General features: G+C 38.9%; 29 protein-coding genes. 18 read left to right on the plus strand and 11 right to left on the minus strand.

Annotated elements, in window-relative coordinates:
- Window positions 1–24: 24 nt before the first annotated feature.
- Window positions 25–723, plus strand: coding sequence for a spore coat protein (locus ATG70_RS20340; protein ID WP_098446260.1), 699 nt, complete (start codon window positions 25–27; stop codon window positions 721–723).
- 48 nt (window positions 724–771) lie between these two features.
- Here the strand turns inward: ATG70_RS20340 and ATG70_RS20345 are convergent, their stop codons facing one another.
- Window positions 772–897, minus strand: a complete 126-nt coding sequence (locus tag ATG70_RS20345; RefSeq protein WP_084006676.1) for a DUF2639 domain-containing protein — start codon at window positions 895–897, stop codon at window positions 772–774.
- Between the two features lie 409 nt (window positions 898–1306).
- Between ATG70_RS20345 and ATG70_RS20350 the strand changes: the two genes are divergently transcribed.
- Both ATG70_RS20350 and ATG70_RS20355 read left to right on the plus strand, forming a co-directional pair.
- Window positions 1307–2251: an ATP-binding cassette domain-containing protein gene (locus tag ATG70_RS20350; RefSeq protein WP_098446261.1), complete on the plus strand. Its 945-nt coding sequence runs from the start codon at window positions 1307–1309 to the stop codon at window positions 2249–2251.
- 4 nt (window positions 2252–2255) lie between these two features.
- On the plus strand, window positions 2256–3047 hold the full coding sequence (locus ATG70_RS20355) for an ABC transporter permease (RefSeq protein WP_098446263.1): 792 nt from the start codon (window positions 2256–2258) through the stop codon (window positions 3045–3047).
- A gap of 12 nt (window positions 3048–3059) precedes the next feature.
- Here ATG70_RS20355 and ATG70_RS20360 read toward each other — a convergent pair whose 3' ends face one another.
- Entirely contained in the window at window positions 3060–3863 is an 804-nt protein-coding gene (locus tag ATG70_RS20360; RefSeq protein ID WP_098446264.1) for a class I SAM-dependent methyltransferase, read from the minus strand.
- Window positions 3864–4046: 183 nt separating this feature from the next.
- On the opposite strand from ATG70_RS20360, the gene ATG70_RS20365 reads away from it, so the two are divergent.
- Window positions 4047–5348 carry a lysine N(6)-hydroxylase/L-ornithine N(5)-oxygenase family protein gene (locus tag ATG70_RS20365; RefSeq protein ID WP_257147821.1) on the plus strand — a complete coding sequence of 434 codons (1302 nt, stop codon included), beginning with the start codon at window positions 4047–4049 and terminating at the stop codon, window positions 5346–5348.
- 69 nt (window positions 5349–5417) lie between these two features.
- Here the strand turns inward: ATG70_RS20365 and ATG70_RS20370 are convergent, their stop codons facing one another.
- The 4 genes from ATG70_RS20370 to ATG70_RS20385 form a co-directional block, all read right to left on the minus strand.
- Complete coding sequence (locus ATG70_RS20370; RefSeq protein WP_098446266.1) at window positions 5418–6206, minus strand: STAS domain-containing protein; 789 nt, start codon at window positions 6204–6206, stop codon at window positions 5418–5420.
- A 65-nt stretch (window positions 6207–6271) separates the two neighbouring features.
- Window positions 6272–6544, minus strand: coding sequence for an acylphosphatase (locus ATG70_RS20375; RefSeq protein ID WP_098446267.1), 273 nt, complete (start codon window positions 6542–6544; stop codon window positions 6272–6274).
- Between the two features lie 25 nt (window positions 6545–6569).
- Window positions 6570–7346, minus strand: coding sequence for a YwaF family protein (locus ATG70_RS20380; RefSeq protein WP_306472727.1), 777 nt, complete (start codon window positions 7344–7346; stop codon window positions 6570–6572).
- Between the two features lie 91 nt (window positions 7347–7437).
- Window positions 7438–8244, minus strand: a complete 807-nt coding sequence (locus ATG70_RS20385; RefSeq protein ID WP_257147822.1) for a PAS domain-containing protein — start codon at window positions 8242–8244, stop codon at window positions 7438–7440.
- Between the two features lie 240 nt (window positions 8245–8484).
- Here ATG70_RS20385 and ATG70_RS20390 point away from each other — a divergent pair, with 240 nt between their 5' ends.
- The 6 genes from ATG70_RS20390 (at window position 8485) to ATG70_RS20415 (ending at window position 12856) form a co-directional block, all read left to right on the plus strand.
- Window positions 8485–9699: an EAL domain-containing protein gene (locus ATG70_RS20390; protein ID WP_098446272.1), complete on the plus strand. Its 1215-nt coding sequence runs from the start codon at window positions 8485–8487 to the stop codon at window positions 9697–9699.
- A gap of 110 nt (window positions 9700–9809) precedes the next feature.
- Window positions 9810–10211 carry a secondary thiamine-phosphate synthase enzyme YjbQ gene (locus ATG70_RS20395; RefSeq protein WP_098446274.1) on the plus strand — a complete coding sequence of 134 codons (402 nt, stop codon included), beginning with the start codon at window positions 9810–9812 and terminating at the stop codon, window positions 10209–10211.
- Window positions 10212–10213: 2 nt separating this feature from the next.
- Window positions 10214–10684, plus strand: a complete 471-nt coding sequence (locus tag ATG70_RS20400; RefSeq protein ID WP_098446275.1) for a low molecular weight protein-tyrosine-phosphatase — start codon at window positions 10214–10216, stop codon at window positions 10682–10684.
- A complete protein-coding gene (locus tag ATG70_RS20405; RefSeq protein ID WP_098446277.1) occupies window positions 10681–11541 on the plus strand; it encodes a fructosamine kinase family protein in 861 nt (286 codons plus the stop codon). The genes ATG70_RS20400 and ATG70_RS20405 overlap by 4 nt, the downstream gene beginning before the upstream one ends.
- Before the next feature lie 69 nt (window positions 11542–11610).
- On the plus strand, window positions 11611–12012 hold the full coding sequence (locus ATG70_RS20410; RefSeq protein WP_098446278.1) for a YtxH domain-containing protein: 402 nt from the start codon (window positions 11611–11613) through the stop codon (window positions 12010–12012).
- Window positions 12013–12034: 22 nt separating this feature from the next.
- The gene (locus ATG70_RS20415; RefSeq protein ID WP_098446280.1) at window positions 12035–12856 is read left to right on the plus strand and encodes a YihY/virulence factor BrkB family protein; all 822 of its coding nucleotides are present in this window, start codon (window positions 12035–12037) and stop codon (window positions 12854–12856) included.
- A gap of 26 nt (window positions 12857–12882) precedes the next feature.
- On the opposite strand, the gene ATG70_RS20420 is transcribed toward ATG70_RS20415, so the two are convergent.
- Window positions 12883–14796 carry a heavy metal translocating P-type ATPase gene (locus tag ATG70_RS20420; RefSeq protein WP_373560805.1) on the minus strand — a complete coding sequence of 638 codons (1914 nt, stop codon included), beginning with the start codon at window positions 14794–14796 and terminating at the stop codon, window positions 12883–12885.
- 299 nt (window positions 14797–15095) lie between these two features.
- Here ATG70_RS20420 and ATG70_RS20425 point away from each other — a divergent pair, with 299 nt between their 5' ends.
- Window positions 15096–15893: a VLRF1 family aeRF1-type release factor gene (locus ATG70_RS20425; RefSeq protein ID WP_098446283.1), complete on the plus strand. Its 798-nt coding sequence runs from the start codon at window positions 15096–15098 to the stop codon at window positions 15891–15893.
- 34 nt (window positions 15894–15927) lie between these two features.
- Here ATG70_RS20425 and ATG70_RS20430 read toward each other — a convergent pair whose 3' ends face one another.
- Window positions 15928–17103, minus strand: coding sequence for a class I SAM-dependent methyltransferase (locus tag ATG70_RS20430; RefSeq protein WP_257147823.1), 1176 nt, complete (start codon window positions 17101–17103; stop codon window positions 15928–15930).
- A gap of 100 nt (window positions 17104–17203) precedes the next feature.
- Here ATG70_RS20430 and ATG70_RS20435 point away from each other — a divergent pair, with 100 nt between their 5' ends.
- Complete coding sequence (locus ATG70_RS20435) at window positions 17204–17665, plus strand: VanZ family protein (protein ID WP_098446284.1); 462 nt, start codon at window positions 17204–17206, stop codon at window positions 17663–17665.
- Between the two features lie 41 nt (window positions 17666–17706).
- Here ATG70_RS20435 and ATG70_RS20440 read toward each other — a convergent pair whose 3' ends face one another.
- Window positions 17707–18165 (minus strand): TlpA family protein disulfide reductase, encoded by a 459-nt coding sequence (locus ATG70_RS20440; RefSeq protein WP_098446285.1) that lies wholly within the window; start codon window positions 18163–18165, stop codon window positions 17707–17709.
- A 142-nt stretch (window positions 18166–18307) separates the two neighbouring features.
- Window positions 18308–19486 carry an MFS transporter gene (locus tag ATG70_RS20445; RefSeq protein WP_373560806.1) on the minus strand — a complete coding sequence of 393 codons (1179 nt, stop codon included), beginning with the start codon at window positions 19484–19486 and terminating at the stop codon, window positions 18308–18310.
- A 133-nt stretch (window positions 19487–19619) separates the two neighbouring features.
- Here ATG70_RS20445 and ATG70_RS20450 point away from each other — a divergent pair, with 133 nt between their 5' ends.
- Complete coding sequence (locus ATG70_RS20450) at window positions 19620–20009, plus strand: OsmC family protein (RefSeq protein ID WP_179886354.1); 390 nt, start codon at window positions 19620–19622, stop codon at window positions 20007–20009.
- A gap of 46 nt (window positions 20010–20055) precedes the next feature.
- Here the strand turns inward: ATG70_RS20450 and ATG70_RS20455 are convergent, their stop codons facing one another.
- Entirely contained in the window at window positions 20056–20478 is a 423-nt protein-coding gene (locus tag ATG70_RS20455) for a pyridoxamine 5'-phosphate oxidase family protein (RefSeq protein ID WP_098446626.1), read from the minus strand.
- A gap of 185 nt (window positions 20479–20663) precedes the next feature.
- Here ATG70_RS20455 and ATG70_RS20460 point away from each other — a divergent pair, with 185 nt between their 5' ends.
- The 5 genes from ATG70_RS20460 to ATG70_RS20480 all read left to right on the plus strand — a co-directional run bounded on the left by ATG70_RS20460 (window position 20664) and on the right by ATG70_RS20480 (window position 25600).
- On the plus strand, window positions 20664–22046 hold the full coding sequence (locus ATG70_RS20460) for an MATE family efflux transporter (RefSeq protein WP_098446289.1): 1383 nt from the start codon (window positions 20664–20666) through the stop codon (window positions 22044–22046).
- 92 nt (window positions 22047–22138) lie between these two features.
- A complete protein-coding gene (locus tag ATG70_RS20465; protein WP_098446627.1) occupies window positions 22139–22726 on the plus strand; it encodes a YczE/YyaS/YitT family protein in 588 nt (195 codons plus the stop codon).
- A 159-nt stretch (window positions 22727–22885) separates the two neighbouring features.
- Window positions 22886–23680, plus strand: a complete 795-nt coding sequence (locus ATG70_RS20470; protein WP_098446290.1) for a YfkD famly protein — start codon at window positions 22886–22888, stop codon at window positions 23678–23680.
- Between the two features lie 145 nt (window positions 23681–23825).
- On the plus strand, window positions 23826–24605 hold the full coding sequence (gene pdaA / locus ATG70_RS20475) for a delta-lactam-biosynthetic de-N-acetylase (protein WP_098446291.1): 780 nt from the start codon (window positions 23826–23828) through the stop codon (window positions 24603–24605).
- Between the two features lie 125 nt (window positions 24606–24730).
- Window positions 24731–25600: a DNA-3-methyladenine glycosylase family protein gene (locus ATG70_RS20480; protein ID WP_098446292.1), complete on the plus strand. Its 870-nt coding sequence runs from the start codon at window positions 24731–24733 to the stop codon at window positions 25598–25600.
- The last annotated feature ends 8 nt before the right edge of the window (window positions 25601–25608 follow it).

Below are 25608 nucleotides of genomic sequence, written 5' to 3' on the forward strand. Positions count from 1 at the left end.
TAAGAGAGGGAAGGGGGAAAGGTAATGAGGATTGAACGAATTTTATTAGATCAACAAATTGGAGACGTAACAGGTAATGGGCTTCCAGATCTTGTTCGTCTTACTGGTACGAAACCTTATGGACCCGAAACGCCATTTGTCGATGAAGTGTTGTTAACGATTCAGAATGACGGTTCGGGAGGAGAGGTTTCTTTCTCACTGCCCGGAAGTAGTGGCTATCGGCCTACTCTTTATTTGGGAGATTTTACAGGGAGTAAGGTGAAGGAAATATTAGTCCGCACGGATTCAGGAGGAAGTGGAGGCATCACGTATGACTTTCTGTATTCTTATCTCAATCAATCTTTAAGATTACTTTTTGATCAACAAAGCTTTTATGAGTCTTTTACTTATGAGGTGAATTATCTTGATTACTATCAAGCGAAGGTCGAAAATAAAACGTTAAATCAGAGTTACGTTGTGAGTTTGCTTTATAAGGGAAAGGAATATCTTTCGGAAATATATAAGGAGAATGGCCAATTAAAAGCACCAATAGCAGGTGACGTGCTGCCTCCAGGAGGCGTATATCCAATCGACTTGCAACGTGATGGAGTGGATGAATTATTGGTTTATCAGAGGGTAATCGGCAGATACAATGCGGATGGACTAGGCTTTCTTTCAACACCGCTTCAGTGGAAAGAAAACCAATTCGTTCCGATGTATCAAACGTTGTGTATCTTTGGATAGATGGTATGTAAAAAAAGGGGGAGGGTCCCCCTTTAAAGGAACTTCAATTTATTGCTTTTCAAGAAGAGCTGCAAGTACGTGTTTCTTAAATTTCTCTGTCTTGCGTCCTTCAATGTAACGTACATCATGTTTTTTAAGCTGTTCAACGTACCAGCCTTTGCTTGCGTAATGCATCGAACCATCCTTTCTCTAATGAAAATTCTATAAGGATTATTCTATAAACCTTAACCGTCAACCATGTTATCATCCATTGGATTTATTGAAAAGGGGAAAACAGTAATTCTTTTAGTGGAAATTATTCTTCTTATTTTATGAAAAATAAAAAGCAAAATGGATCATAACAGAAAGGAAAAATATGCATGGATTTTGGCTAGCTTATGAGCGACATGCAATTTTTGTCTCCGAGTATCAGCATAAAGTGCATACGAAACTTTCTTATTCGTACTATTACCCCTTCATACACTATGAGGTTTTTTTGCATGCACGCTTAAAGGAGAAGGTAGTTCTGAAGCGAATGTATGTATAACAGCGTGGAAAAGTGAAGGTCGACGTGAAGCGTACCGACAAAAGAGGGGGAGCGGGCATGAATGGTTCTATTTCAGTTCAAGATCTAGTAAAAACGTATAAAGGTGATGTGAAGGCGGTGCAGGGTGTCAGTTTTGAAGTGGCTGAAGGAGAGTTTTTTGCTTTTCTTGGTCCGAATGGCGCGGGGAAATCGACAACCGTTCAGATCTTAACTACACTCGTTAAACCTACCACAGGATCCATTCGGATTGGCGGAGTTGATGTTGGAGAAGAACCAGAGCGCGTGCGCTGGAATATTGGAGTAGCCTTACAAGAAACGGGGATCGACCCGGTACTAACGGGAAGAGAATTAATTGAAATGCAGGCGCGGTTATTTGGCTTCACTAAAAAAGAAGCGAAAATAAGAGCTGTTGAGTTACTTGCTCTAGTTGACTTAAATGATGCCGCTGATCGCCCATGTGGAAAATATTCTGGTGGTATGAGGAGGAGACTAGATCTCGCACTAACTTTAGTTCATAAGCCTAAAATTCTTTTTCTAGATGAACCGACAACAGGACTCGATCCTTCTAACCGAAAAGCTATTTGGAAAGAAATTAAGAGGTTAAATAAAGAGGAAGGCACGACAATCTTCCTCACAACGCAATATCTTGAAGAGGCTGATCAATTAGCGGATCGCATTAGTATTATTAATCAAGGAAAAATCGTAGCCTCTGGAAGTGCTGAAGAGTTGAAAAGAAAACTCGGCTTTGATGCCATTCAACTATTATTTGAACTGGATGAAGAAGCAGAGCGAGCAGGTCAAATTCTTGTAGATCTTGGAGAGAATATTGAACGCTCAAAAAATGAGGTAACGCTTTATACAGAGAACGGCACCAAACTCCTCTCTGATCTCGTCAGAAAACTTGATGAACATAACCTTTCGCCGAAAACATTAAATGTAAAACCTCCATCTTTGGATGATGTCTTTATTAATGTCACGAATGAACAAAAGGAAAGGGCGTGAGGGCATGAGTGAACAAAAAAAGGGTTCTTTTCTAGTTGATACACTTGTATTTACAAAAAGGAGTATCATTACGATCATTCGAAATCCATTAATATTTATTCCTAACCTAATTATTAGTCTTTTCTTCTTGTTTGTGTATGAAGGAGGTTTAAGCGGGATCTCAGAGCTTCCGGCATTTGAAGGGGCCAATTACCTGGCGTTTATTTTACCAGTATCAATCGTTTCAGCAGCGATTGGAGGAGCAGGTGGTGCGGGGCAAGCTCTTGTGAAGGATTTAGAAAATGGGTATTTTTCACGTCTTCTTCTTACACCTTCTTCAAGGCTTGCAATTGTTCTTGGACCGATTATTGCAGGTATGCTACAGCTGCTTATTCAAACGGTTTTAATTCTAGTTGTCGCTTATTTTCTCGGTCTAGAAGTGGCAGCTGGGTTTGGCGGAGTAATCGTTGTTTTATTGTTGACGCTTGGTTGGGGGCTTGCATTTGCGGGGTATTCAGTTGGTGTGGCACTAAGAACAAAAAATGCCCAATCCGCACAGGCCGGTACTTTCGTCTTTTTTCCACTAATATTTCTAAGTACGACTTTTGTACCTTATGAACTAATCGAAGCAAGTTGGTTAAAAGTAGCCGCAACGATCAATCCAACGACATACTTATTTGAAGCAATGCGGTCGGTATTTATTGACGGATGGGAAGCCTGGCCACTTGTTAGGGGATTCTTAGTGATTGCACTCTTATGTGCCATTACGATTAGCTTCTCAGCAATAAGTGCCTCAAAAGCGGTTAGTGCTGACTAAGAGCGCGCAAGCTTACTGTGCGCTTCTTTTTTGTAGCCAATATTCATCTGCGTGATCGGGTTTTGTTGCATGGATGAGAAACCGATGAGATGGAAAATCGATAAAACCATTTTTCTCGATTTGCTCATGAAGACGATAAAGGGCGGATTGATAACGGGCCGTTGAAAAGTCAGGAATCTGCCATGGAATCGCTTTTAAATAATAAATAATCGCTCCAATGTCATAAAATCTTGTTGAAGGAAAAGCTTCATTTGCTTCAAGAATTTGAAAGCCGGCAGCTTCAAGTTCTAGAACGGCATAATCTAAATTCCAATGGTCATATTCAGTTTTTAAAGGAGCTTCTAGAACGTGATTCAGTTCCTTCATATCCTCGCCCCCCACTTGTTGCGTAATGAAAGATCCAGTTGTTTTCAGAATGCGGTGAACCTCCGTTGGTGAGTAAGAATCATGTTTATTAATTACCAATTGGAATTCTTCATTTGAAAACGGAAGGTGATGGTCATCTTCAAATCCTTTAACAATGACGCCATGAGGTTCGAGATGAGCTTTTGCAATAGGAAGGTTAGGTGGATAGCCTTCTGTAGCTGATAGCTTCTTTGGAAATGGTTTTAGCGCATTAAGAAATTCTCCGCCACCTGTTCCCATATCCAAAACGCTCTCACTTGTTCGAAATGGTTTGATCACTGAAGAAGTGTAAGACCATGGAAGCGGGGTTGCACTTACTCGTTCCGTGTCTGTGATATAAGAAAAGTCCCATCCTGAAAAAGGTTGATCTACCTCAGTTAGGTAGAATTCGAATACGGAGTTCGTCATCATTAAAAATCCTCTCCTGTTAGTAATTACCATTATAGCAGGGAGGTATAAATTATGGGGGGATGAATATGTCTTTTAAGATTTAAAAGTGGCAGAAATAGGGTAAAACAAGATATGCGAGCATCGAAGTGTTTCGATCAAGCAAATCAATTGAATTTGTAATGTAGATAAAAGGACGTGGAAATAGTGGATACAACAAAACGATATGATCTAGTAGGAATTGGGATAGGTCCATTTAACTTAGGGATGGCAGCCCTTGCGGATGAATCAGAAGTAGACGCAATTTATTTTGATCAAAAAGAGGAATTTAATTGGCATCCAGGCATGTTGATTGATGGAGCGGATCTGCAAGTTCCGTTTCTAGCTGATCTTGTCACGATTGCAGATCCCAAAAGTCCTTATACGTTTATAAATTATTTACATGAACATGATCGTCTTTACCAATTTTATTTTTTTAATAAATTAGATATTCCGAGAAAGGAATACAATGCTTATACTCGCTGGGTAGCATCAAAATTATCAAATTGTTTTTTTGGTAAAAGAGTAATTGATGTGAACTATGCTCAAGAAAAAGAGTGCTATAACGTTACAATTGAGGATGTGAAAACGAGGCGCTCTGCTGTTATTCAAGCGAAGCACGTTGTTCTTGGTACAGGGAGCGTACCCAATATTCCACAAGGCTTTGAATCATATCCACTTGAAGACGTTCTTCATACGAATCATTACCTTTTCCATGAAAAAGAGTTAAAGAAATCAAAATCCGTTACAGTTGTAGGATCGGGACAAAGTGCTGCGGAAGTATTCTATGATCTCCTTCATGATCAAGAGCAATATGGTTATCATATAAATTGGCTAACGCGATCAGCAGGTTTCTTTCAATTAGAATCAGCGAAATTAGGTCAGGAAGTATTCTCGCCTGATTATGTGAGTTACTTTCACGGTCTTTCGTTTGACGATCGTAAAGACGCCCTTTCAACTCTTGGTACATTGAGAAAAGGAATCGATCCATCTACATTAAAAAATATTTATCACCTTCTTTATCATCGCTCTTCTGAGAAACCGTTAGACGTTATGATTCAACCGTTAGCAGAAGTAAGTGGAGTGGAAAAGTCAGATGGGCACTATGAGTTAAGTTGCAGACAGTGGCAAGAGGACAATGAGTTCGAGGTCAAAACCGAAAAAATCGTTCTGGCTACTGGATACAAGCCTCATTTTCCAGAATGGTTTAAACGAATAGAGAATGAAATTGAATGGGAAGATGAGAAGCGGTTTAAAGTGGAACGAGATCAGCAACTCGTTTTTAAAGACGAAAGAGTGAATCACATTTTTTCCTTAACAAACCTGGATCATTCACATGGAACGGGAGCTACGAACCTGGCTCTTTCAGTCGAGCGAAATAAACGAGTATTGAATGCTGTAGCAGGAAAACCCCTTTTTAAAGAGAACACTAATACGGTTTTCCAACAATTTTCTAGTAAAGAAAGATAACATATTGCTTATAAAGGCAGCACAAAAAAAGATAGCACAAAAAAGAAGCTGAATCGTTCAGCTTCTTTTTTATCTTTTCTCGTAAACGAGCGAGTAACCTTCAAGATTGACAACATGGTTAATGCCCTGACGAAATGTAGCAAAGGTGGGGATAGTAGGATCTAAGTTAAGGTTCATTAGCCACTGCACGACTTGCTTTGTAATTCCGACATAAACGACGAAAACACCCATCAAAGTCAGAGACTTGGTCATCGTTTCACAGAGGACTTGTGCTGAGCTATTATCCAGTTCGGAAAGTCCAGAGAAATCAAGTAATACGTAATCTGTATTGTTCGTTACACAGTAATTCAATGTCCTTTGAACGAGTCTTTCTGTTCGTTCTTCATTCATTGTACCGATAAGGGGTATAAGGATGGCGTTATCGATTACCGTTGGAATAATGACAGTAGACAATTCATGGACAAGTTTTTTATTTTCCTGAAGCTCTTTTTGTTTTTCCGTAACATCACGCCAGACAAGAAGGTATCCTATCTTAACTCCTGCATCATCTTTGTATTCGGATATCACAATGCTCGCCGCAAAGCGGTCGAATAATGTAATGGTACTTTCATATGGAAGACGGTGAAGTAAAATGTTTCTTTGATGTGAAGGGTTTTGATGAAATTCATCAATGCTTTTTCCAATCAGATCTAAAGGATGATTAATATGCAAATAAGAGATGATTGAGTGTAATAAGGTTTCGGCCTGGTCATTAAACCAGACTACTCTTAAGTCTAAATCGCATACGAATATATTATCTCCTAAACTGTTAAGAGCCCTAACTGTTTCACTATGTGAAAAAAAAGTTGTTTCTACCAACTCATTACCTCCGTAATTCAACTAACTTTTCCTTTTATTATAGTGGAAAGAGGTTAGAATGCCTACTAATATCGAATGGAAAAGGAGCGCTCGTGATCATGGACTTGTTTTTCATGCACCTGAACTTCATCAACAGCTGAAAAGGGACTACCATTTTGTAAGGCAGATTGGAACTTTGTAAGTGTGTTTTCCTCTCCCTGTGCCTCAATTTCCACAGAATTATCCATCTGATTCATAACATACCCAGTTAGCCCAAGTTGGGCTGCTTTTTGCTGTGTGAAAGCACGAAATCCAACACCCTGCACTCTTCCTTTCACTATAAACTGATACCGTTTCATTTTATGTCATCCTTTCCATAAAGTCTTATAACGTTCTTTTCCTAATTTCTCTGTTATTAAACAGCGGTGAATGGTGAAAAGGTCGCCGGAGTAGAAAATGGAATGGGAGATAAAGTAAGTGAAAAACAATGATTGTGATCACTTCAAGTGAAAGTAAGTAGAATGGCCAGGGACCAAGATATGAGATGAGCGTTTGACTGGCGGGTTCTTTCATTAAAAACATATAGTTTGAGCCAAGTGTAAGGTTAAGTGGGAACAGCAAAAGTACGTAAATGTTTAACCCTGCAAACGACATCCATAAGGAGCGATATGAGGGAAAAGCTTTTTCAACGATAATCATAAAACAGGTGGCAAGAAGTATTCCCCCATGAGCAATAAAGAAGTGAAAAAAACGAAAATGGGGGAAAGCATATGGCCCAAGGTCCGGAGTAATCATAGCAAGTAGGGCACTAGCGGAACCTGCAAAATAAGTGATCGGAAATAGCGTTTTATTCTTTGTTAGAACGAGTGCGATCGCTAGAAATAGGGATATACTACTAAGCTGTAGTGGCAAAGCCGTGGTGATGCTCCACTCATTATAGTAGGCGAACCAGGCATGAAAACTTATCTCTGATAGGAGTAAGAGATAAGCAATCATTAGTCGAATAACGAGGTTGGGAAGTTTGTTTCTTAACGTTTTTCGAAAAAGAAACATTCCAATTATACAACTTCCTACTAGGAAGAGTGTCAAAAGATGTGGAAATGAAAATAGGGTAAATGAACTCTCGGTAAACCATGAAAAATATCTGTCCACTGACAACACCTCTATTTTAATAAGGGAGATATAGAGTTGGGATACAAAATGAAATAAGCTTTCGAGACTAGTATCGAAAGCTTATTAATCATAGACATACTCAGTTGATCGAACTTGAATCATCTATGTTTTTTAAGGCATGTTTAACAGATGGGAAACTTTTCACAGATGATAAAGAGAAATCCGCCTGAATCCCTTCTAAAACGAAATCGGGACGAATTCCTGTTATTCTTAATTCAGCACCCATTAATTTAATTAGTTGATGAAGTTGGTAAACACCTTTGTGAAGTTCAGAAGTAAAATGACTGACTCCGGACAGGTCCAGTATTAGAAACTCATCTCCGCTTTTTTGGATATGAGAACTTACGTGATGTAAGAGAAGCTCAATTCGTTCTTCATCAATTTTTCCAACGAGCGGTACGATGGATACATTCCGGTCGATTGGCACAATCGGTGTGGATAAGCGTTTGACCTCATCGAGGTAGTGCTCAGAACGTTCTTCCGCTTCTTTTCTCTTTGTAATATCTTGTTGCACACCGACAAAGTATGTTTGATTTTCACTTTCAATGTGAACGGGATAGATTTGCAGTTCATTCCAAAAATATTGCCCATTTTTTCTATAGTTTTTAATTTCGATTTTAACTTTTTTTTCTTTATTAATCGCATCTCTTAATTCAGCGATTGTTCCTTGATCCGTGTCTTCTCCTTGCAAAAATCGGCAATTAAAGCCAAGGATTTCTTCCGAAGTATATCCGGTTAGCTTCTCAAATCCTTCATTCGCATACACGATGGGGTTGTCCGGAAGTTCGGGATCAGTAATGACAACACCTGTATCAACATACTCGATTGCCGTTCTGACAAATTCATTTCTTTTCATACGCTTAAATTGTTCTTTGTTTACTTTCATGATAAACAGCTCCATGACGTCGAGGTTCTCATTTGATCATCACCTTTTACAATTGAATGGTACTTCTAGTATAAAACGCTATCGTAAAAAATCCAATAAAAACCCATCTAATCCCTTGAGTAAAAAGTAACTGGGTGGATTTTTTTGAAAAATTAGCAAAACATCTTTCGAGAAGAAAGGTAGTTTGGTATACATGGTATAATAAGAGTATTTATTGTGATCGAATGGGAGGGCCTTGTTATGGATGCACTTGATGTTATGGGAAAAAAAGAAGAGATCTTCCCTTACTTCCAGCCGATTGTTAGTGCTGATAAGCAGCAAATTATTGGATATGAAGTTCTTGGAAGAATTAACACAGAAGAAGGAATGAAAAGTCTCGGCTTTTTCTTTCAGGATCAATCGATCCCTGAAGAGTACATATTGGAAATTGATACGCACATTCGTGATTGTGCCATTGATCTATTTTTAGAGCGAGGTACGAGTCAGAGCGTGTTTTTTAATGCTAGTGCAAGACATTTACTATTTGACCATGGTGAAACACTAACACATTCTCTTGAAGAATACTTTAATAAAGGCATTGCTTATGAACAAATTGTGATTGAAGTGTCTGATTATGATATTGCTGATGAAAGCCTTCAGAAACTGCAACACATTCTTACTTACTATAAAAGCCTTGGGGTACAAGTTGCCATAAGTCATGCCGGAAACACAATGAGTAATATTGAAAAAATCGCTATACTAAATCCAAACATCATTAAAGTAGGATTATTAAACTTAAAAGACAAAGGAATGCCTCCAGAGTATCGAGAAGTTCTCTATGCGTTGTCTATGTTAGGAAGAAAAATCGGCGCAACACTATTGTTTGAAGGGATTGAAGCGATTGGACAATTAAAGTATGCGTGGGAGAATGGTGGAAGGTATTATCAAGGTCATTTTTTTGGCAAGCCTGAGGCAGAATTTCATGATGTGAACAAGTACAGAGCACTCCTAACAAAAGAATTTCAACATTTTATTACACATGAGAGAAAGCGCCTTCTTTCACTTTACGAGCTTTCCCAAAATTTTAACCGTCATTTGCAGCAGCAGATGAAGCGAAATAAACACCATGATTGGAATACGATTGTGTCTGAAGCAGCTCATTCGCTTGGAAATGCGTGTTTTAGAGGATATATTTGCGATGAAGACGGTCATCAAGTTTCAGCTAACTATTATCGTAATGGTGATGGAAATTGGGAATTTCAACCTGAGTATGAAGGTGATAACTGGAGTTGGCGTCCTTATTTCCTAGAGAACATCGTAAGGATGAAACATGATCAGGTAGGGATCCTTTCCGATCTTTATAGTGATATCGAAACAAATGAACTTATTCGTACCTATTCTTATCCTATAAACGAGTCTTACTACTTGTTTCTCGACATTCCATACCTTTATCTCTACGAACGAGATGACTATTAAAACGAGACTCTCATTAGTAATCGATGTTCCACGTGGTTATTCATACTGAAATTTGAATGAAATCACAGTAACAAGGGTAGTAGTAATACAGTAATATGAGGAGGGATCGTATGCTTAAAAGAATTTCTGTGAAAACAAGTCAACGAGATGAAATGATTGATATTACAAGTGACGTGAGAAGCGCAGTTCATGACGCAAATATCAAACAGGGAATTGTAATGGTTTATTCTGCGCATACAACAGCAGGAGTTACGATCAATGAAAATGCGGATCCGGATGTGAAGCACGATATGCTAATGAGGTTGAATGAAGTTTATCCTTGGGAGCACCCTAAGTATCGACACGCTGAAGGGAATTCTGCTTCGCATCTAAAAACGAGTACAGTTGGGGCTTCGCAAATGATCATCATTGAAGAGGGGAAATTGATTCTCGGCACGTGGCAGGGAGTTTATTTCTGTGAATTTGATGGTCCACGGAACCGTACTGTGTACATTAAAGTTATGGAGGGATAATGATGATCCGAGTTCTATTCGTATGTCTTGGGAACATTTGTCGTTCTCCTATGGCAGAAGCTGTTCTCCGGTCTAAAGTAGCGAAAGCTGGATTAGCTAATCAAATTGAAATCGACTCAGCTGGAACTGGCGATTGGCACATAGGCGAACCCCCACATGAAGGGACAGCCGACATTCTCTTAAAACAAAACATCTCAACAGATGGTATAAAAGCGAGACAAGTGAAGGAAGCTGATCTGCTTCACTTTGAATACGTCATCGCAATGGATGCAGGAAACCTCGGAGAACTTCACGAAATGGCAGGAATTAATCCAACAACCTCTATTTCAAGGTTAATGGATTATGTGAGTGAAAGTGAAATAGAAGATGTTCCTGATCCTTATTTTGAAGGGAATTTTAAAGAAGTTTATGAAATGGTAAATGCTGGTTGTGAGAAATTATTGGAACATATCAGAAAAGAAGAAGGTATATGAAACATATCGAAGAAGCGATTAGAAAAAGCGGTGACTTGACTTCCGTTGAGGTAGTAGAAGGTGTGTCAGGTGGGTCTATAAATGAAGCTTACTATGTTCGAACAAAGGATAGGGAATACTTTGCGAAAAGTAATTCATCAGCACCAGAAGATTTTTTTTACGCTGAAAAAAATGGTCTTGAGCTGTTAGGACGACATGGGGTCTCGGTACCTGAACCTCTCTTAATTCTGTCTCAAGGTAATCGTGAGAGTGTTTTTCTTATGGAATGGATTCGATCTGTGCCATCGAGCAATGAAGGGGACCGAGCACTTGGAAGTCTAGTTGCATCCTTACATCAGAAGAAAGAGAATTTTGCTGGTTTACATCAAGCCAATTTTATTGGTGAATTAGATCAACTAAATGAACCATCCACTGATTGGATCACCTTTTTTAGAGATCAACGACTTGGGAGAATGCAGAACCTCGCTCGTAACAAAGGAAAGCTTACGAAGGAACGTGATCAACGTTTGTCAAAACTCCGTCAACGTCTTGATGCGATTATCGGGCATCAACCCGATTTTTCGCTCTTACATGGTGATCTTTGGGGAGGAAATTGGCTCATGACTGATGAAGGACCTTATTTAATCGATCCTGCTGTTTATTATGGAGACCGCGAGATCGATATTGCTTTTACATATTTATTTGGTGGGTATTCGAAAGCATTTTACGACCAATATCAAGCTGATTTTCCGCTAGAGAAAGAATTTACCGATCGTCTTCCCATTTATCAATTATATTATTTACTTGTTCATCTGATCTTATTTGGGGAAAGCTATGGAAGTGCAGTGGATCGCATACTGCAAAAGTATACGTTTTGACTGCAATGGTTTCATTATGAACGATTAAGGGAAATAAATGTCATCTTAATCTAATGAGGAGGAAATGAAATGAGTCAAACATATTCAGGCGGTAGTCAAAATAAACTGTTTAAGGCAGTCCTTATTGGTGGACTGGCAGGTGCCCTTATTTCACTTCTAGATCGAGGGACGAGAGAATCCATTCAGAATGGTTCGAAAAAAGCAGGAAGTGTTTTGCGTGACGTTAAGAATAATCCTTCTTACTATACGGATAAATGGAAGCAAACGGTGGATGATGCTAGTGAGCTAATGAAGGAAGTACAAGATGATATTTCAACTTTATCAGAGAAGTTTAACGGACTGAAAGAAAGTTCAGTTGAAGCCTTTAATCTTGTGAAAGAAACGCAGCATGATCTTAAAGAAATAGGCTCGAGAGTCGTTGAAGCCGGTGAAGAGCTAACTGGTAACAACGGCGATCCAATGACACACTAATCGAGTCCCAGGAGGGTAAATAGTGGATGCATCGCTAGGACAATTTACAAAACAGCTTTTTTCAAGAATAAAAGAACATCAGGTGACTGACTTGTCAGCGCAACTTGCTTATTATTTCTTGTTATCGCTGTTTCCTTTTCTTATATTTGCGATTACCCTCCTGACTCATTTTGATTTCTCACAGGATCAAATTCTTGATTTAATCGCTCAATATGCACCATCTGAGTCATTTGTCACGATACAAGAGAACATTATTCTCGAAGATGGAGCTCGGAAAGGGCTTTTATCCTTCGGGGTGATCGCGACAATATGGTCTGCTTCCAATGCAATTAATGCCATTATTAAATCACTTAACCGTGCATATAACGTTCAAGAAAGTCGGCATTTTCTACTTGCGAGAGGTTTGTCTGTTCTTTTATCGTTAGCAATGATTTTTGTTATTGTCGTTGCATTGGTATTACCTGTTTTCGGTGAAACGCTGTGGAGATTTTTCGTTACATTTTTTGATTTACCTGAGTCATTAAGCTTTATGTTTGGGATTATTCGGTGGATTCTAAGTCTTTCGATCATGATTGTTGTGTTTATGTTTATTTATTTCTATGCACCGAATAAACGATTGAATTATAAAGATGTGCTGTTAGGATCTATCTTTGCTTCAGTGCTATGGCAGCTTGTCTCGCTGGCTTTTTCTTATTACATAAATAACTTCAGTAACTATTCTGCAACGTACGGAAGTCTTGGAGGCGTAATCGCGCTAATGCTTTGGTTTTACCTGACAGGTCTTGTCATTATTATTGGTGGAGAAGTGAATGCCACTTCGAATTATTTTAGAAAAAAAGCCTGACAGCGCGCGTGGCGCTATCAGGCTTTTTATTTTAATAACCTCAGTCCATTTAATATAACGAGTATTGTACTGCCTTCATGGCCGAGTACTCCTAAAGGGAGGGTTAGGAATTGAAAGAAGTTAGATGCAATTAAAATAAGAATAACGGAAATAGAGAATATCACATTTTGTTTTACGATTTTGTTTAATCGGTTTGAAAGCTTTACGGCTCGTGTCAGTTTTCCGAGATCGTTCTTCATAAGAACAACATCTGCGGTTTCAAGAGCGACATCAGTACCCTGGCCCATTGCAATTCCTACATCAGATGCGGCAAGAGCAGGTGCATCGTTAATACCGTCCCCAATCATTCCAACCGTTTGGTATTTTTCTTTTAATTCTTTCATTCGAGTTACTTTGTCTTCTGGAAGACAATTGGCGTAATACGTGCCGATCCCGACTTCTTCAGCAATGGCTTTTGCCGTTTGCTCGCTGTCACCAGTTAACATCACCGGTTCAATTCCACGCTTTTTCAGTTCCTTCACCATATTCGCTGATTCGCTACGAACTTTATCTTTTAAAGCAATCATTCCAGCTATGCCCTGGTTATCTGCAGCAAGAACGATTGTTTTTCCACTTGATTGCAGTTGACGATAGTTTTCTTCAAATAAATTGAATCCATCCTCTTCAGACAAGAACGCTAATTTACCGACTTTCCAACTAATTCCCTCAATTGTGGCTTCCACGCCCCATCCAGAATGATCCATCATATCATTTGGCTCTAGAAAGATGACGTCTCCGGCATGATCGACAATCGCTTTAGCAAGTGGATGTGTTGATTGTCGCTCGATTGAAGCGACGATTTTGATAAACGTCTTTTCATCAATATCAGTTCGGGTGAAAACATTTGTGACGACAGGAGAGCCTTCCGTTAACGTTCCTGTCTTATCAAGCGCAACAGCCTTCATTGTACCTAGCTGTTCAAGATGCACTCCGCCTTTAAAAAGGATACCATTTCGTGCGCCTGCAGAAATAGCGGAGAGCGTGGCAGGCATAATCGATGCGACTAGTGCACAGGGAGAGGCGACAACGAGAAAGACCATTGCGCGATAGATCGTTTCATCCCATGTCCAGCCAAGTAGAAAATGGGGAAGGACCATGAGAAGTGCGCCTACAATTAAAACGATTTTCACGTACCAGCCTTCTAGCTTTTCAATAAAAAGCTGGGAAGGTGCTTTTTGATCTTGTGCTTCTTGAACAAGTGCGATAATTTTTTGGAACACCGTATCCTGACTACGTTTGGTCATTTTAATCGTTAAATGACCAGAGATATTTAACGTTCCAGCAAATACCTCTTCTTCAATTCGTTTAATAACTGGAATGGATTCACCAGTAATGGCCGATTGATCAAGAGATGTTTGGCCTTTTGTGATCACACCATCAGCAGGCACCCGTTCTCCTGGTTTGACTAGAATGAAATCTCCTATTGAAAGAGATTCTGCTGGTACAATGCGTTCTTCTCCGTTAGATAGAATCGTTGCCGTCTCTGGTTGTATTTCCATGAGAGACTGAAGTTCACTTTCGCTTTTATTAAGAGTGTAAGTTTCAAGAGCTCCACTGAGTGCGAAAATAAAAATAAGAATAGCGCCCTCTGTCCAGTAACCAATACTTCCTGCTCCAATGGCAGCAATAATCATAAGAAGCTCAACATTTACATCTTTTTCAGCAAAAGAGTCTTCTATTCCCTCTTTCGCTTTTGCGAATCCACCGATTATAAATGCGGTGATATATAAGACAGATTCAATCGTAGGAGAGTAGATACCTTCTGTGATCCATGTAAATGCTATAATGATTCCACTTAACAGGGCAGCACCTAGTTCGCCATGTTTTTTTAATGTATTCCACCAGAATGACGAGTGGGAAGGGTATGTGTCTGACCGTAAATTTATCTGTTCCATTATCATTCCTCCTTTTCCTAATTGAGAATAATAGTCATCATCATTCTCCTTATAAACGTGCAATGCTGTGACCACTTTTGAGGTCACAGCATATTAAGTACTGACAAATAAGTCATTTGATTTCGTTACTGAGAATGGATTTCAATAGATTAGAATTATTATTATGTTTTAATGATTTTATTCTACCACATACTTCACTTCTTGACTATGTTTATAATCACAATTGGGCTTTTGGATTTTACGTTTAAGAATAGGAAAAAGGAGGGAATGGAATTAATAACAAAGTAATGATGAGGAGGAGAAAAATGTTATTAAAAGAGAAGTTAGATCAGTTAAAACATGCTCATGTTCAAAAACCCGATAAAGTGTTTACCTTATATTTAAATACGGACCGTCGTGATGCTGACCGACAAAATGGCGAATGGAAGATCCAGCTAAAAAACGGCTTTCGTAACTTTGAAGATTACTTAAAACAAAGTGATAATAAAGAAGAGCTTGAAAAATACGAAAAAGTAAAAGAAAAAGTTCAAGATGAGCTCAATCGCATCGAAAATGATTTAAAGCGTGGTCTTGTTATTATTGCTTCCTCAGACGACCAAATATGGTTTGTGGAGCGCACACAGGTACCAGTTGAAACAAATTTATATTGGGAAGAAGAACCTCAACTTGAAGCGCTAGAGAAGTTGAAAAGTGACTATCCGAACACAGGAATCATTCTTGTTCATCATGATTATGTACGTATTCTTGAAACAGAGCTTGGTTTTCTAACAAAAAGTGAAGAGTATGCTTGGGATCCTGACGAAGACAACTGGAAAATCTACGAAGGAACTACTGGAAATGAGAATATTTCTGGAAACGGTAGTACAGCCCAGCGAGAGCTTTATGAAGATCGCATTAAAGCCAATCGTGAAAGATGGTATAAGTCAATGGCGGCGAAACTTGATAAAAAAGCGAAAAATCGTCAGTGGGAAAGAATATACGTAGCTGGTGAAAAAGAAGAAGCTAGTGAATTGAATGAGTTAATGAACAAAGAGTCAATCGTAGTCGGAAAAAATTATTCTGATAAACGAGATGACGAAGTCATTGAGTCGCTTGTTTCCTAACGAGAAAAGCACCCATTCGGGTGCTTTTGTTGATTTAATAAGGTTGTTTCGTTGCTTTAACAGTAAAGATCTTTGGGATACCTCGATCATGAAGCTTGATATTTGGTTCCTCTGATACTTGTTTAATAATTAAGTCCTCATCTGCCATGCTCGTTAGAATTTCACCGAGCGTCCATTTCCGCTGCAAGACCACACTGTCTTCCTTTTCGTTTGTTAGATGCTTTTCATATGCGACTACAGTTTTGTGAATTGTAGGATCAAAATAGTTACCATCCACTTTATGCTTCTTACCTTTAGATGTAATAAGCTTTGTAGAAATGGGATGGAAATCCTGAAGGACAAACGTGCCGCCGCTTTTCAGGAGGCGAGACACTACTTTAAACAATGGATGAAGATCAAGGAAATAATGTAGGATTCCTAGCTCCATTACAATGACATCAAATTCTCCGTCTTGATGATGATCCATCTTTAAAATATCAGCTACAATATATGTGAGGTCAATACCACATTTAGTGGCTACTTCCTTGGCGTAACGTTCATTTTCATATGAAAAATCAATCACCGTTGCATCGGCTCCCATAAGACTCATCGCTGTTGCTTTCATACCGTGTGAACCCATTAGATTGGCTACTTTCTTTCCTTGCAGTGCAGGAAGATAAGGCAATAATGATTTCATTCGTGAAGTTGGATTTTCTTTTAACTTTATTGCTGCTTCTTCCGGAGTACCGAAACGATTTAATAAAGCTTCATATGTTTGTTGATTCCAAGATTTTTTGTTTTGTTCTGTCACGCTATCTTGAACATTATTTAGGTGTGCTTCAACAGTCATACGCCACTCTGGAATCTGCTGATAGTAGTAAAGTGAAAGGCAAGGGACGCTTTTTTCTTTAAAATCAACATAAACTAAGTAAGGGTTCGTTCGGATGACCGTGTTATATGTGCATTCTATTCGAACAGATGTATTAGCAATCGGATAGACAGCATAAGAAATATCAGCCTTGTGTTCTGGTGTTGCAATGCCGTATTTTAGGTTGAATTCCTCAAGTACGGACTCAAAAGCATCCCATTGAACCGAAACGGCTATAGAATGAGGTGCATCCACTGCACCTTGAAGCCAAAGTGCTGTTTCGTTTATGAAAAAATAAGGAATGTTATAGTTATTCAGGTCTGAAGATAGTTGCAATAAGACATTTTCTTTGGAGCTCGGCATTTTTCCACCTCAATTTTATTACATGAACATATTTTGTATAGAATACTATAGCATATAGACAGCCCATAAGGCATCTGAAGAATAGGGAGAGACAGAGATTATGCAGACTCAGAATGAAGGTGTGTCAACGCAAAAGTGGGTAAAAAGAGGCGGATCCTTCGCATTAGGTATCTACTTACTTGCACTTTTCTATGCAACGTTGTTTATTTATAATTATTATCCGTATGGGAAATCCGTTAACCTTGTTCTATTTGATAGCATTAAGCTTATGTGGGAAAGCGGAAGTTATTGGCTTATCTTAAAGAATATCATCGGGAACATTTTGCTTTTTATGCCGCTAGGGTTTTTGATGCCACTAGTCAGTAAAAAGGGGAAATCTTTCCTTATCATTGGAATCATCGGATTTTTAACGAGCACGGTTATTGAATTACTTCAGTACTTCGTGGCTCACCGTATTTTTGATATAGACGATATTCTCTTAAATGCCCTCGGAGCGCTTGTAGGTTATGGGGCTTATCATTTCGTTCTTATCATCTATCAGAAAATAATAAAGAGAAAATAGAAAGAGGCAGCGAATTCGCTGCCTCTTTCGTGATTCTTAGCTTAGTCTTCTTTTTTTGCTTTATCAAGAAGTTTTGTAATTCGTTTCGTAAGCATTTTACGTCCTTCTCCACCTGCCTGGAAATGGCGCAGTTTGCCTTCTGAATCAAATACGTAATAAGCAGGGACATATTGATTGTCGAATGCATCTGTTAGTTTGTGGTCGCTATCGACAAAGATTGGTTGACTAATATCATGCTGATCGGCAACCTTTTTGATTTCGTCTAGATCAAGATCCTTCTCAGAACGGGGCATATGAACGGCTACAACATTCATGTCTTCACTATACTCGTCACGAAATTCATTTACCATTGGCATTGCTTCTTTACATAGGCCGCAGCTAATCGACCAGAAGTGAACAAGTGTAAGTGGCTTGTTGCCAACAAGATCACTTTTCTTAACTTCTCCGTTAAACCATTGTGTAGCGCCTTCTAATTCAGGCATTTCTTCGCGTAGTTTCATTCTCTATCGACTCCTTTATTCGGAATTAATTATAATCATTATCAGATAATCACAGTTATTATTATAGTACATATCCATCATAAGTCAATGAAAAGGGTTCATTCCATATAGTATTAAAATGGCTATAAAAACGTTTCTTTACTCACGAAGTAGAATATTGTCTCATTGGCTCAGGATTTTTATGAACAGCCGTTGCAATAAATAAAGTTAGCAACATACCGCTAATCGCATAGAAGATGCTTCCCGTAGCAAACCAATCGATAAAAACTCCACCAAGAAACGGTCCGAGAATGCTGCCAAGACCAAAGAAAATGCCTGCTAAAATGTTTCCCGTCGGCAGAAGACTAGTGGGGAGAAGGTCGGCTAGGTAAGTGATGCTCAAGGAAAAAAGTGATCCAACCATCATTCCGGCTAGGAAGAATAGTGTAAATAGCAACGGGATGGATGTTGTAAAGATCGCACTTGAAAAACAAACCCAGCCAATCAGAATACTAATAAGTAGGATGTTTTTACGTCCGAATTTATCACTAATAATCCCAAGTGGCATTTGAAACACCAGACTTCCTACAACAAATGAGGGAAGTAGAATCGAAACAGCTTTTACGTCTAATCCTGCTCGAAGCGCATAAACGGGAAAATTCCCATGAAGGGATGCTTCGAGGAAACCGTATCCGAACGAAGGTAATAGGGCTGCCCAGCCGATTTTTAATACGTGAGCATATTTAGAGAGAACCCGTTCAGAGCCATGTGTTAATGGATCGGGGAACTCATTTTTAATTTTCGATAGTAACAGCCAGGTAACGCAAGCAATTCCTGAAGCAAGTAAGAATGGAAGATACAAGGAATATTCAACTAAAATCGTAGAAAGTGGTCCTGCTGCAAACCCTAGCCCAAAAGCAGAGCCGTATATTGCAATGTTCCTTCCCCGTTTTTCTTTTGGAGTTGTTGTTGTAATCCAGAGCTGTGTGGCAAAGTGTAGAAGGTTATCACCAATTCCTACAATTACTCTTAAAATAAACCAGAACCAGAAAGCTTGCCAGATAGGAATCAACGTAATTGAAACGATAACAAGAAAAAGTCCAACAGCAATGGCAGGTTTGTACCCGTATTTGCGCACGGGTTTTTCGATAAATGGTGAAGCAAATAAAATTCCGATATAAAGAGCAGAAGCATTTAACCCATTCATACTTGACGAAACGCCTGCTTCTTCAAGAAGAATAGATAATAATGGAAGTAGCATACCTTGAGAGTACCCTGAAATAAAGACAATCGAAATTAAAATTAGGAAACGATATCGTTTTGATTCAAACAAACTGTTCACACTCCATCTGGCCAAAAAAGGAAATTCTTATCAGTGCCATTATAATAGAATGGAAAGAAAAGGGCTACCATTCGCAATTTTTCATTTCCTGATTTAAAATAAGAGCAACGTCTAGTAACGAGGAGTGGGCATGTTGGAATTTAACATGAAAAAAGAAGAAACAGGTTTTACAGCTGATTTTGAGTATGGGACACTTCACATATCTGGAGATGAACAGTTTGGCTTTCGACCTTACCAGCTGCTTGTCTCGTCTGTAGCAGTTTGCAGCGGTGGTGTGCTACGACAGATTCTTGATAAAAAGCGAATGAAATATGACGATATTAAAATAAAGGCTGATGTTACACGCAATAAAGAAGAAGCGAATCGCGTTGAAAAAATTCACCTTCACTTTACATTATATGGTGATCTTGACGATCAAAAGGTTGGAAGAGCGCTTGAATTAACGAAAAAACATTGCTCTATGGCGCAATCTGTTATTGGCAGTATTGAACTGGAAGAATCCTATGAAATTGTAGCTGAATAAGAAACGAAAGAAGGGACACGAGCGTGTCCCTTCTTTCGTTTCTGCTCTACAATTCTAGCGTTTCTGGAGTGTTTTCTCCCTCGTTCATGAGGCGGATTGTATCCGGTTTGATTTTAAGAACGATGTAGTTAGGATCTTCAGGTGAATCAAACCAGCGTTTCAGTTGATCCCCCCATAATTTTTCCTTCGTTTCTTTGGAATCATCGATGGTAACCTGCCCCTGTACTTCTACAAAGCGATCATGCCATCCTTCGCCATCGTAACCAAGTAGGACATGCACATTCTTATTTTGTTCGATGTCTTCCACCTTATGTGTTTCCTTACTTGTTGGTGTCATGAGCGTTAACTCGTCATTGAAGAAAGTCATAAATCGTGAATGTGGCTTATTATCCTTCACTGTACTTAGCGTACCTACATAGTGAGAATCGAAAATGCTTAAAACCTTATTTTTAATTTCTGATTGAGACATTGACATTACAAATTCTCCTTTCGAATTTAACTCTAGTCTTAATCTTCCTCTATTCTCAAATTCTAAAACACCTGAATATGCCATTATTTCCTACAAGTCATTGTGGCGCATTCGATCGTTTTTCAAACCGATACTAAGGGTATACCAAAGTGAGATTCTAAAACGTTAAGTAAGAAGGGTATCAGATGAACAAAACACACGACTTTACTGAAGGAAATATTGCGAAACAAATGGTCTTTTTTTCGTTACCTATATTCTTAACAAATTTACTCCAAACGTCGTATCAATTTATCGATAGCATTTGGGTGGGGAACTTACTCGGGGCAAATGCTCTTGGAGCGATTTCTATTGCAGCTCCGGTGATTTTTACTGTTCTCTCATTCATTATCGGGGTGAATAGTGCGACGTTAACCGTATTGTCTCAGAGGAAGGGAGCCTCTGATCAAAACGGACTCATTGAGTCGCTAAATGCATTTGTTGTAGCTTTAACGATTCTCTCGGTTCTTTTTGGCATTATTGGATTTATTTTTACTGATCCCATTCTAAAATTTTTAGGAACGCCTGATGAAATATTTGAGAGTACGAAAGTGTACTTACGAATTAATTTTCTCGGTATTTTGTTCTTATTTGGCTATAACTTTATTGGGACAGTTTTACGGGCGCTTGGGGATAGCAAAACTCCGATTCGCTTTGTACTGTTTGCTGTTATATTAAATACCGTATTGGACCCTCTTTTCATTTCTTATTTTAATTGGGGAATTGAAGGGGCAGCTTATGCGACAATTCTTTCACAAGGTGCTGCCTTTTTGTATGGCGTGATTTATTCAGTATGGAAGTCTAAAATTCCATTTACAATTCCGCATCTTCCTGACTCAAAAGAAATTAAGCGTATTTCCAAGCTAGGTATACCAGCAGGATTGCAAATGATGACTGTATCTGCAGGAGTAACAGCGATTATGGGAATTGTAGCGAGCTTTGGTACGCAAGTAGTTGCAGGATTTGGAGCAGCACAAAGACTTGATCGCATTATTATGTTACCGGCTTTTACACTTGGAGCAGCGGTGAACAGCATGGCTGGACAAAATATTGGCTCTGGGAAATGGGGTAGAGTCTCTGCGATCTCTAAAAATGGGATTATTTTAATTCTTTCCGTTTCTCTTACCATTAGCGCCATTATCTTCTTTTCTGCTGAATCAATGATTCGCCTGTTCATTAACGATCCGGAGACCATTGCTTTTGGTGAAAACTACTTAAAAACGGTTGCCTTTTTCTATCCGTTTCTTGGCATTAACTTTGTTTTAAACGGCGTTGTGAAAGCAGCAGGTGCGATGGTTCAAGTGCTCGTACTTAATATTATTTCGTTCTGGGTCCTTCGTGTACCGCTTACTTACCTTTTCTCAAAATGGTTAGGCGCAGAGGGGATTGCATATGGAATAGGAGTAAGCTTTATCATCTCAAGTCTATTCGCGATTGCATATTACCGTTATGGGAAATGGCGTGAAATTGATTTGTTTGAAGGTAATCAAGAGACAAGTGATGACAAAGTCCCTCAAAAAAAGAATGGTTAAATGCTCAAGGAAAGTATCGTCTTTTAACTGTTTCCTGCGTTACAATGGACAATGGAGTCTATGCAGATAAAGAGAGGATGCCATCATTGAAAATGAAGCGCTTTTTGTTCTATGTAGTTGGGTTATTCGTATTAACAGCTGGAATAACATTAACCATCAAATCAGATATTGGTGCGGGGGCCTGGGATGCCCTTAATGTTGGATTATCGGAAACAATCGGATTTACAGTTGGCAGTTGGGTCATTATTGTTGGGGTGATCTTGATTATTGTAAACGCAATTCTAATGAGAGCGTGGCCGGATTTCTTTGCACTCATTACAATTATTGTTACAGGTTTATTCATTGATTTTTGGTTATTAACATTATTTGCAGATTGGACGATTTCGGATGTTTTCATAGCATACGCTGTTTTTGCAATTGGAATGATCTTGGTAGGACTTGGAATCGCAATTTATCTTCAAGCGAAATTTGCCGTTATTCCGATTGATGGGTTAATGCTTGCGATTCATCACAAAACAGGTCTAAGCATCCGAACTTCAAAAACAATTGGTGAGCTGATTGCCCTAGTTGCTGCTGTTATTTTAGGAGGGCCGATCGGAATCGGTACCCTGGCTATTACATTTGGTATTGGTCCACTTGTACAGTTTTTCTATCCTACTTTTGAAAAAATGAACGCTTAAGCGTTCATTTTTTTCATATAGGATGGATGTTTAAACATTAATGACATCTAAGGCTTTAAATATCTCACTTTGTTGGATAAAAGAAAGGTTTCTAGAAAAAAATACGGATATGAGTCTGAATCATTCGTAATGAACAGTTGCCAACAAAGGAGAATTAAAATGAAGAAATTAGCCTTAATTATCCTACTTTTAACCTTTATCTCGCCACTAAATTCCTTAGCTGCCGAGGGGAAGAAAGCAGGAAATAATCAATCGCTACAAGTTCCAGATTCGACGGTCAATATTTCAAAGGAGAACACATACCCGAACCCAGCCCAAGATTTACCGACTTTACAGCCGAGTGAGCTAACAAAAGAGTTGACTGGCTCCGCTAAGGTTCGTATCGAAAATCCTGAGCTAATTCAGATATTAAATGACTCCTCAATTTCACCATCTAAGCTTGCGATTGGCTATCGTGCGAGCATCTATCTCGGCAAGTGGGCACTGAATTATGACTCTGCTGAGACAAATGTTAATTGGCAATATAAGCAGGCGAATGTGAACCGAGTAGACAATAGAGGTGGAACTGGTCCAGTTCAAATGACATACCGTCAAGAAGAAGAGAAAAAAGTAAACGGCGGCCTAACTGCCTCAATTCCTGACAGTGAAGATGTAAAGAAAATGATGATGATGAAAGCTTCTGAAAAAACGAAGCTATCTCTTTCTTTTCAAACAATGATTGGGAAAGATACGAAAAAAGGGAATGTTTATAACGTTGGTGCAAAGCATTATGGGACACTGACAAGTTTTGTACCTGCAGTGAATGAGAAAGGCAAAGTAACCTATGGTGAAGTGTATCTTGTGTTAAAAGGAAGCAAAATGAAATTGGAAGTACGAAATGTAACACAGCAGGGAATTGGGGCATGGATACCTGTTCAGGATTATTTAAGTTTTGAATTTAATACTCGGCAGTAACCAGCAGAAATGCTGGTTATTTTTACGAAAAAGGACAATCCTTTTCAGATTGGGGATAATTACCTGAGAGAGTTGTAAGGTATTGCGGATAGAAAGCAGATCAAACTTCACACACTAAATAGGAGGGTAGAGAAGGAGGGGTTAGATGAGGATAGCTTTATTAACAATTGTTCTATTTGTGGGCACGATGACTGGAGCACATGCGATCGATAATGAATCGCATGATTGGTATTTTAAACGTAGTAAAAATCATGCACCCGCTACGACAGAACCTGAATTTCAAGAAATGCTAAAACCGTATGATAGTTATTTTATTGGTCAGTCAGAGAAAAAAGAGCTATATATGACGTTTGATAACGGGTATGAAAATGGTTATACAGATGAAATCTTAGACGTTCTAAGAAAAGAAGAAGTACCTGCAACTTTCTTTGTAACGGGACATTACTTGAGAGATCAACCCGATCTTGTGAAGCGAATGGTGAAAGAGGGGCATCTTGTTGGAAATCATTCTTGGAGCCATCCAGATATGACGGCGATTTCTGATGATAAAATAAGGACTGAGTTACGTAAGGTTAAAGAGGAATATGCTCGTTTAACGGGAGACGAGACGATGCAATATTTACGACCGCCGCGTGGGGTTTTTAGCGAAAGATCACTCGCAATTTCTCATGAAGAAGGATACCATAACATCTTCTGGTCACTCGCTTATAAAGATTGGGAAACGAATAAGCAAAAAGGTAGTCAGTATGCGTATGACTCCATCATGAAACAGGTGCATCCCGGCGCCATCATGCTACTTCATACCGTTTCAAAAGATAACGCAGAAGCTCTTGAAAAGGTTATCCAAGATCTAAAGAAAGAGGGCTATACGTTTAAGAGTCTTGATGATCTTGTTTTGAAGGAAAAACTGCCGACTATGCCTTAAGAAAGACTGCCAGAGATGGCAGTCTTTTGCATGTGGTTTGGAAGAGAGATCTACTTCAATGTACAACTAGTAATCAAGTGTGGTATTTGCGATAATATACAGGACATGATGAAGGGGGCGGTATCGTGTGGGCTGAGAAAATATTTCCTCAAAAACCGTACAATGTGAATCGACTTTTCCGAAGATTAAACTTAGATCCGCTTCAGTGTGTGGATGATCATAATCAAATCCTTAAAGTTCCGTTAATCATACAACAAGAAAAAGATGTTTATTCTGTTCAGTTTATTGGAACAGACGAACACCCTTGCTTTGAGATAAGTGGAAAAGATGTTAGCAAAAGAGACGAAGCTGTTACTCGCATTAACCAAATCTTTGACTTTCAAATGGATACGCCTAGTATCTCTTCAACATTAAGAAAAACAGATCTTCATTCATTAGTCGACGATTATATAGGTATGCCTATTATTTGTGAGCCTGATGTGTACAGTGCTTTACTAAAGAATATTGTTCATCAGCAGCTTAATATGAAGTTTGCTTATACACTAATGTATCGCTTTGTGACGCGTTATGGTACTAAAATGGATGACGTATGGTTTTATCCTAACCCCGAGGTTGTAAGCAAGCTTAAGGTAGATGAGTTACGAGAACTACAATTTAGTAAAAGAAAAGCGGAATACGTGATTGGAATTGCCGAAAAGATGCTGTCAGGCGATCTTGATTTAGAGAAGCTCTATGCACAAACGAATAAGGAAGTGTATGATGAGTTGCTTCCAATCAGAGGTGTTGGCCCGTGGACAGTTGAATGTGTCCTTCTTTTTGGATTAGGAAGAAAGGATATTTTGCCAGCAGGTGATGTAGGCATTCAAAATGCCCTCATGAAGTGGTATCAGCTACCAACGAAGCCGTCAAAAGAAGAAGTACAGGCTTATAGAAAGAAGTGGTCACCGTATTCGAGCTATGTTTCCATGTATTTATGGGAAAGCTTAAGCGGTTAAATAGAAGG

The organism is Bacillus sp. es.036 (genome assembly GCF_002563635.1).
GTDB lineage: Bacteria > Bacillota > Bacilli > Bacillales > Guptibacillaceae > Guptibacillus.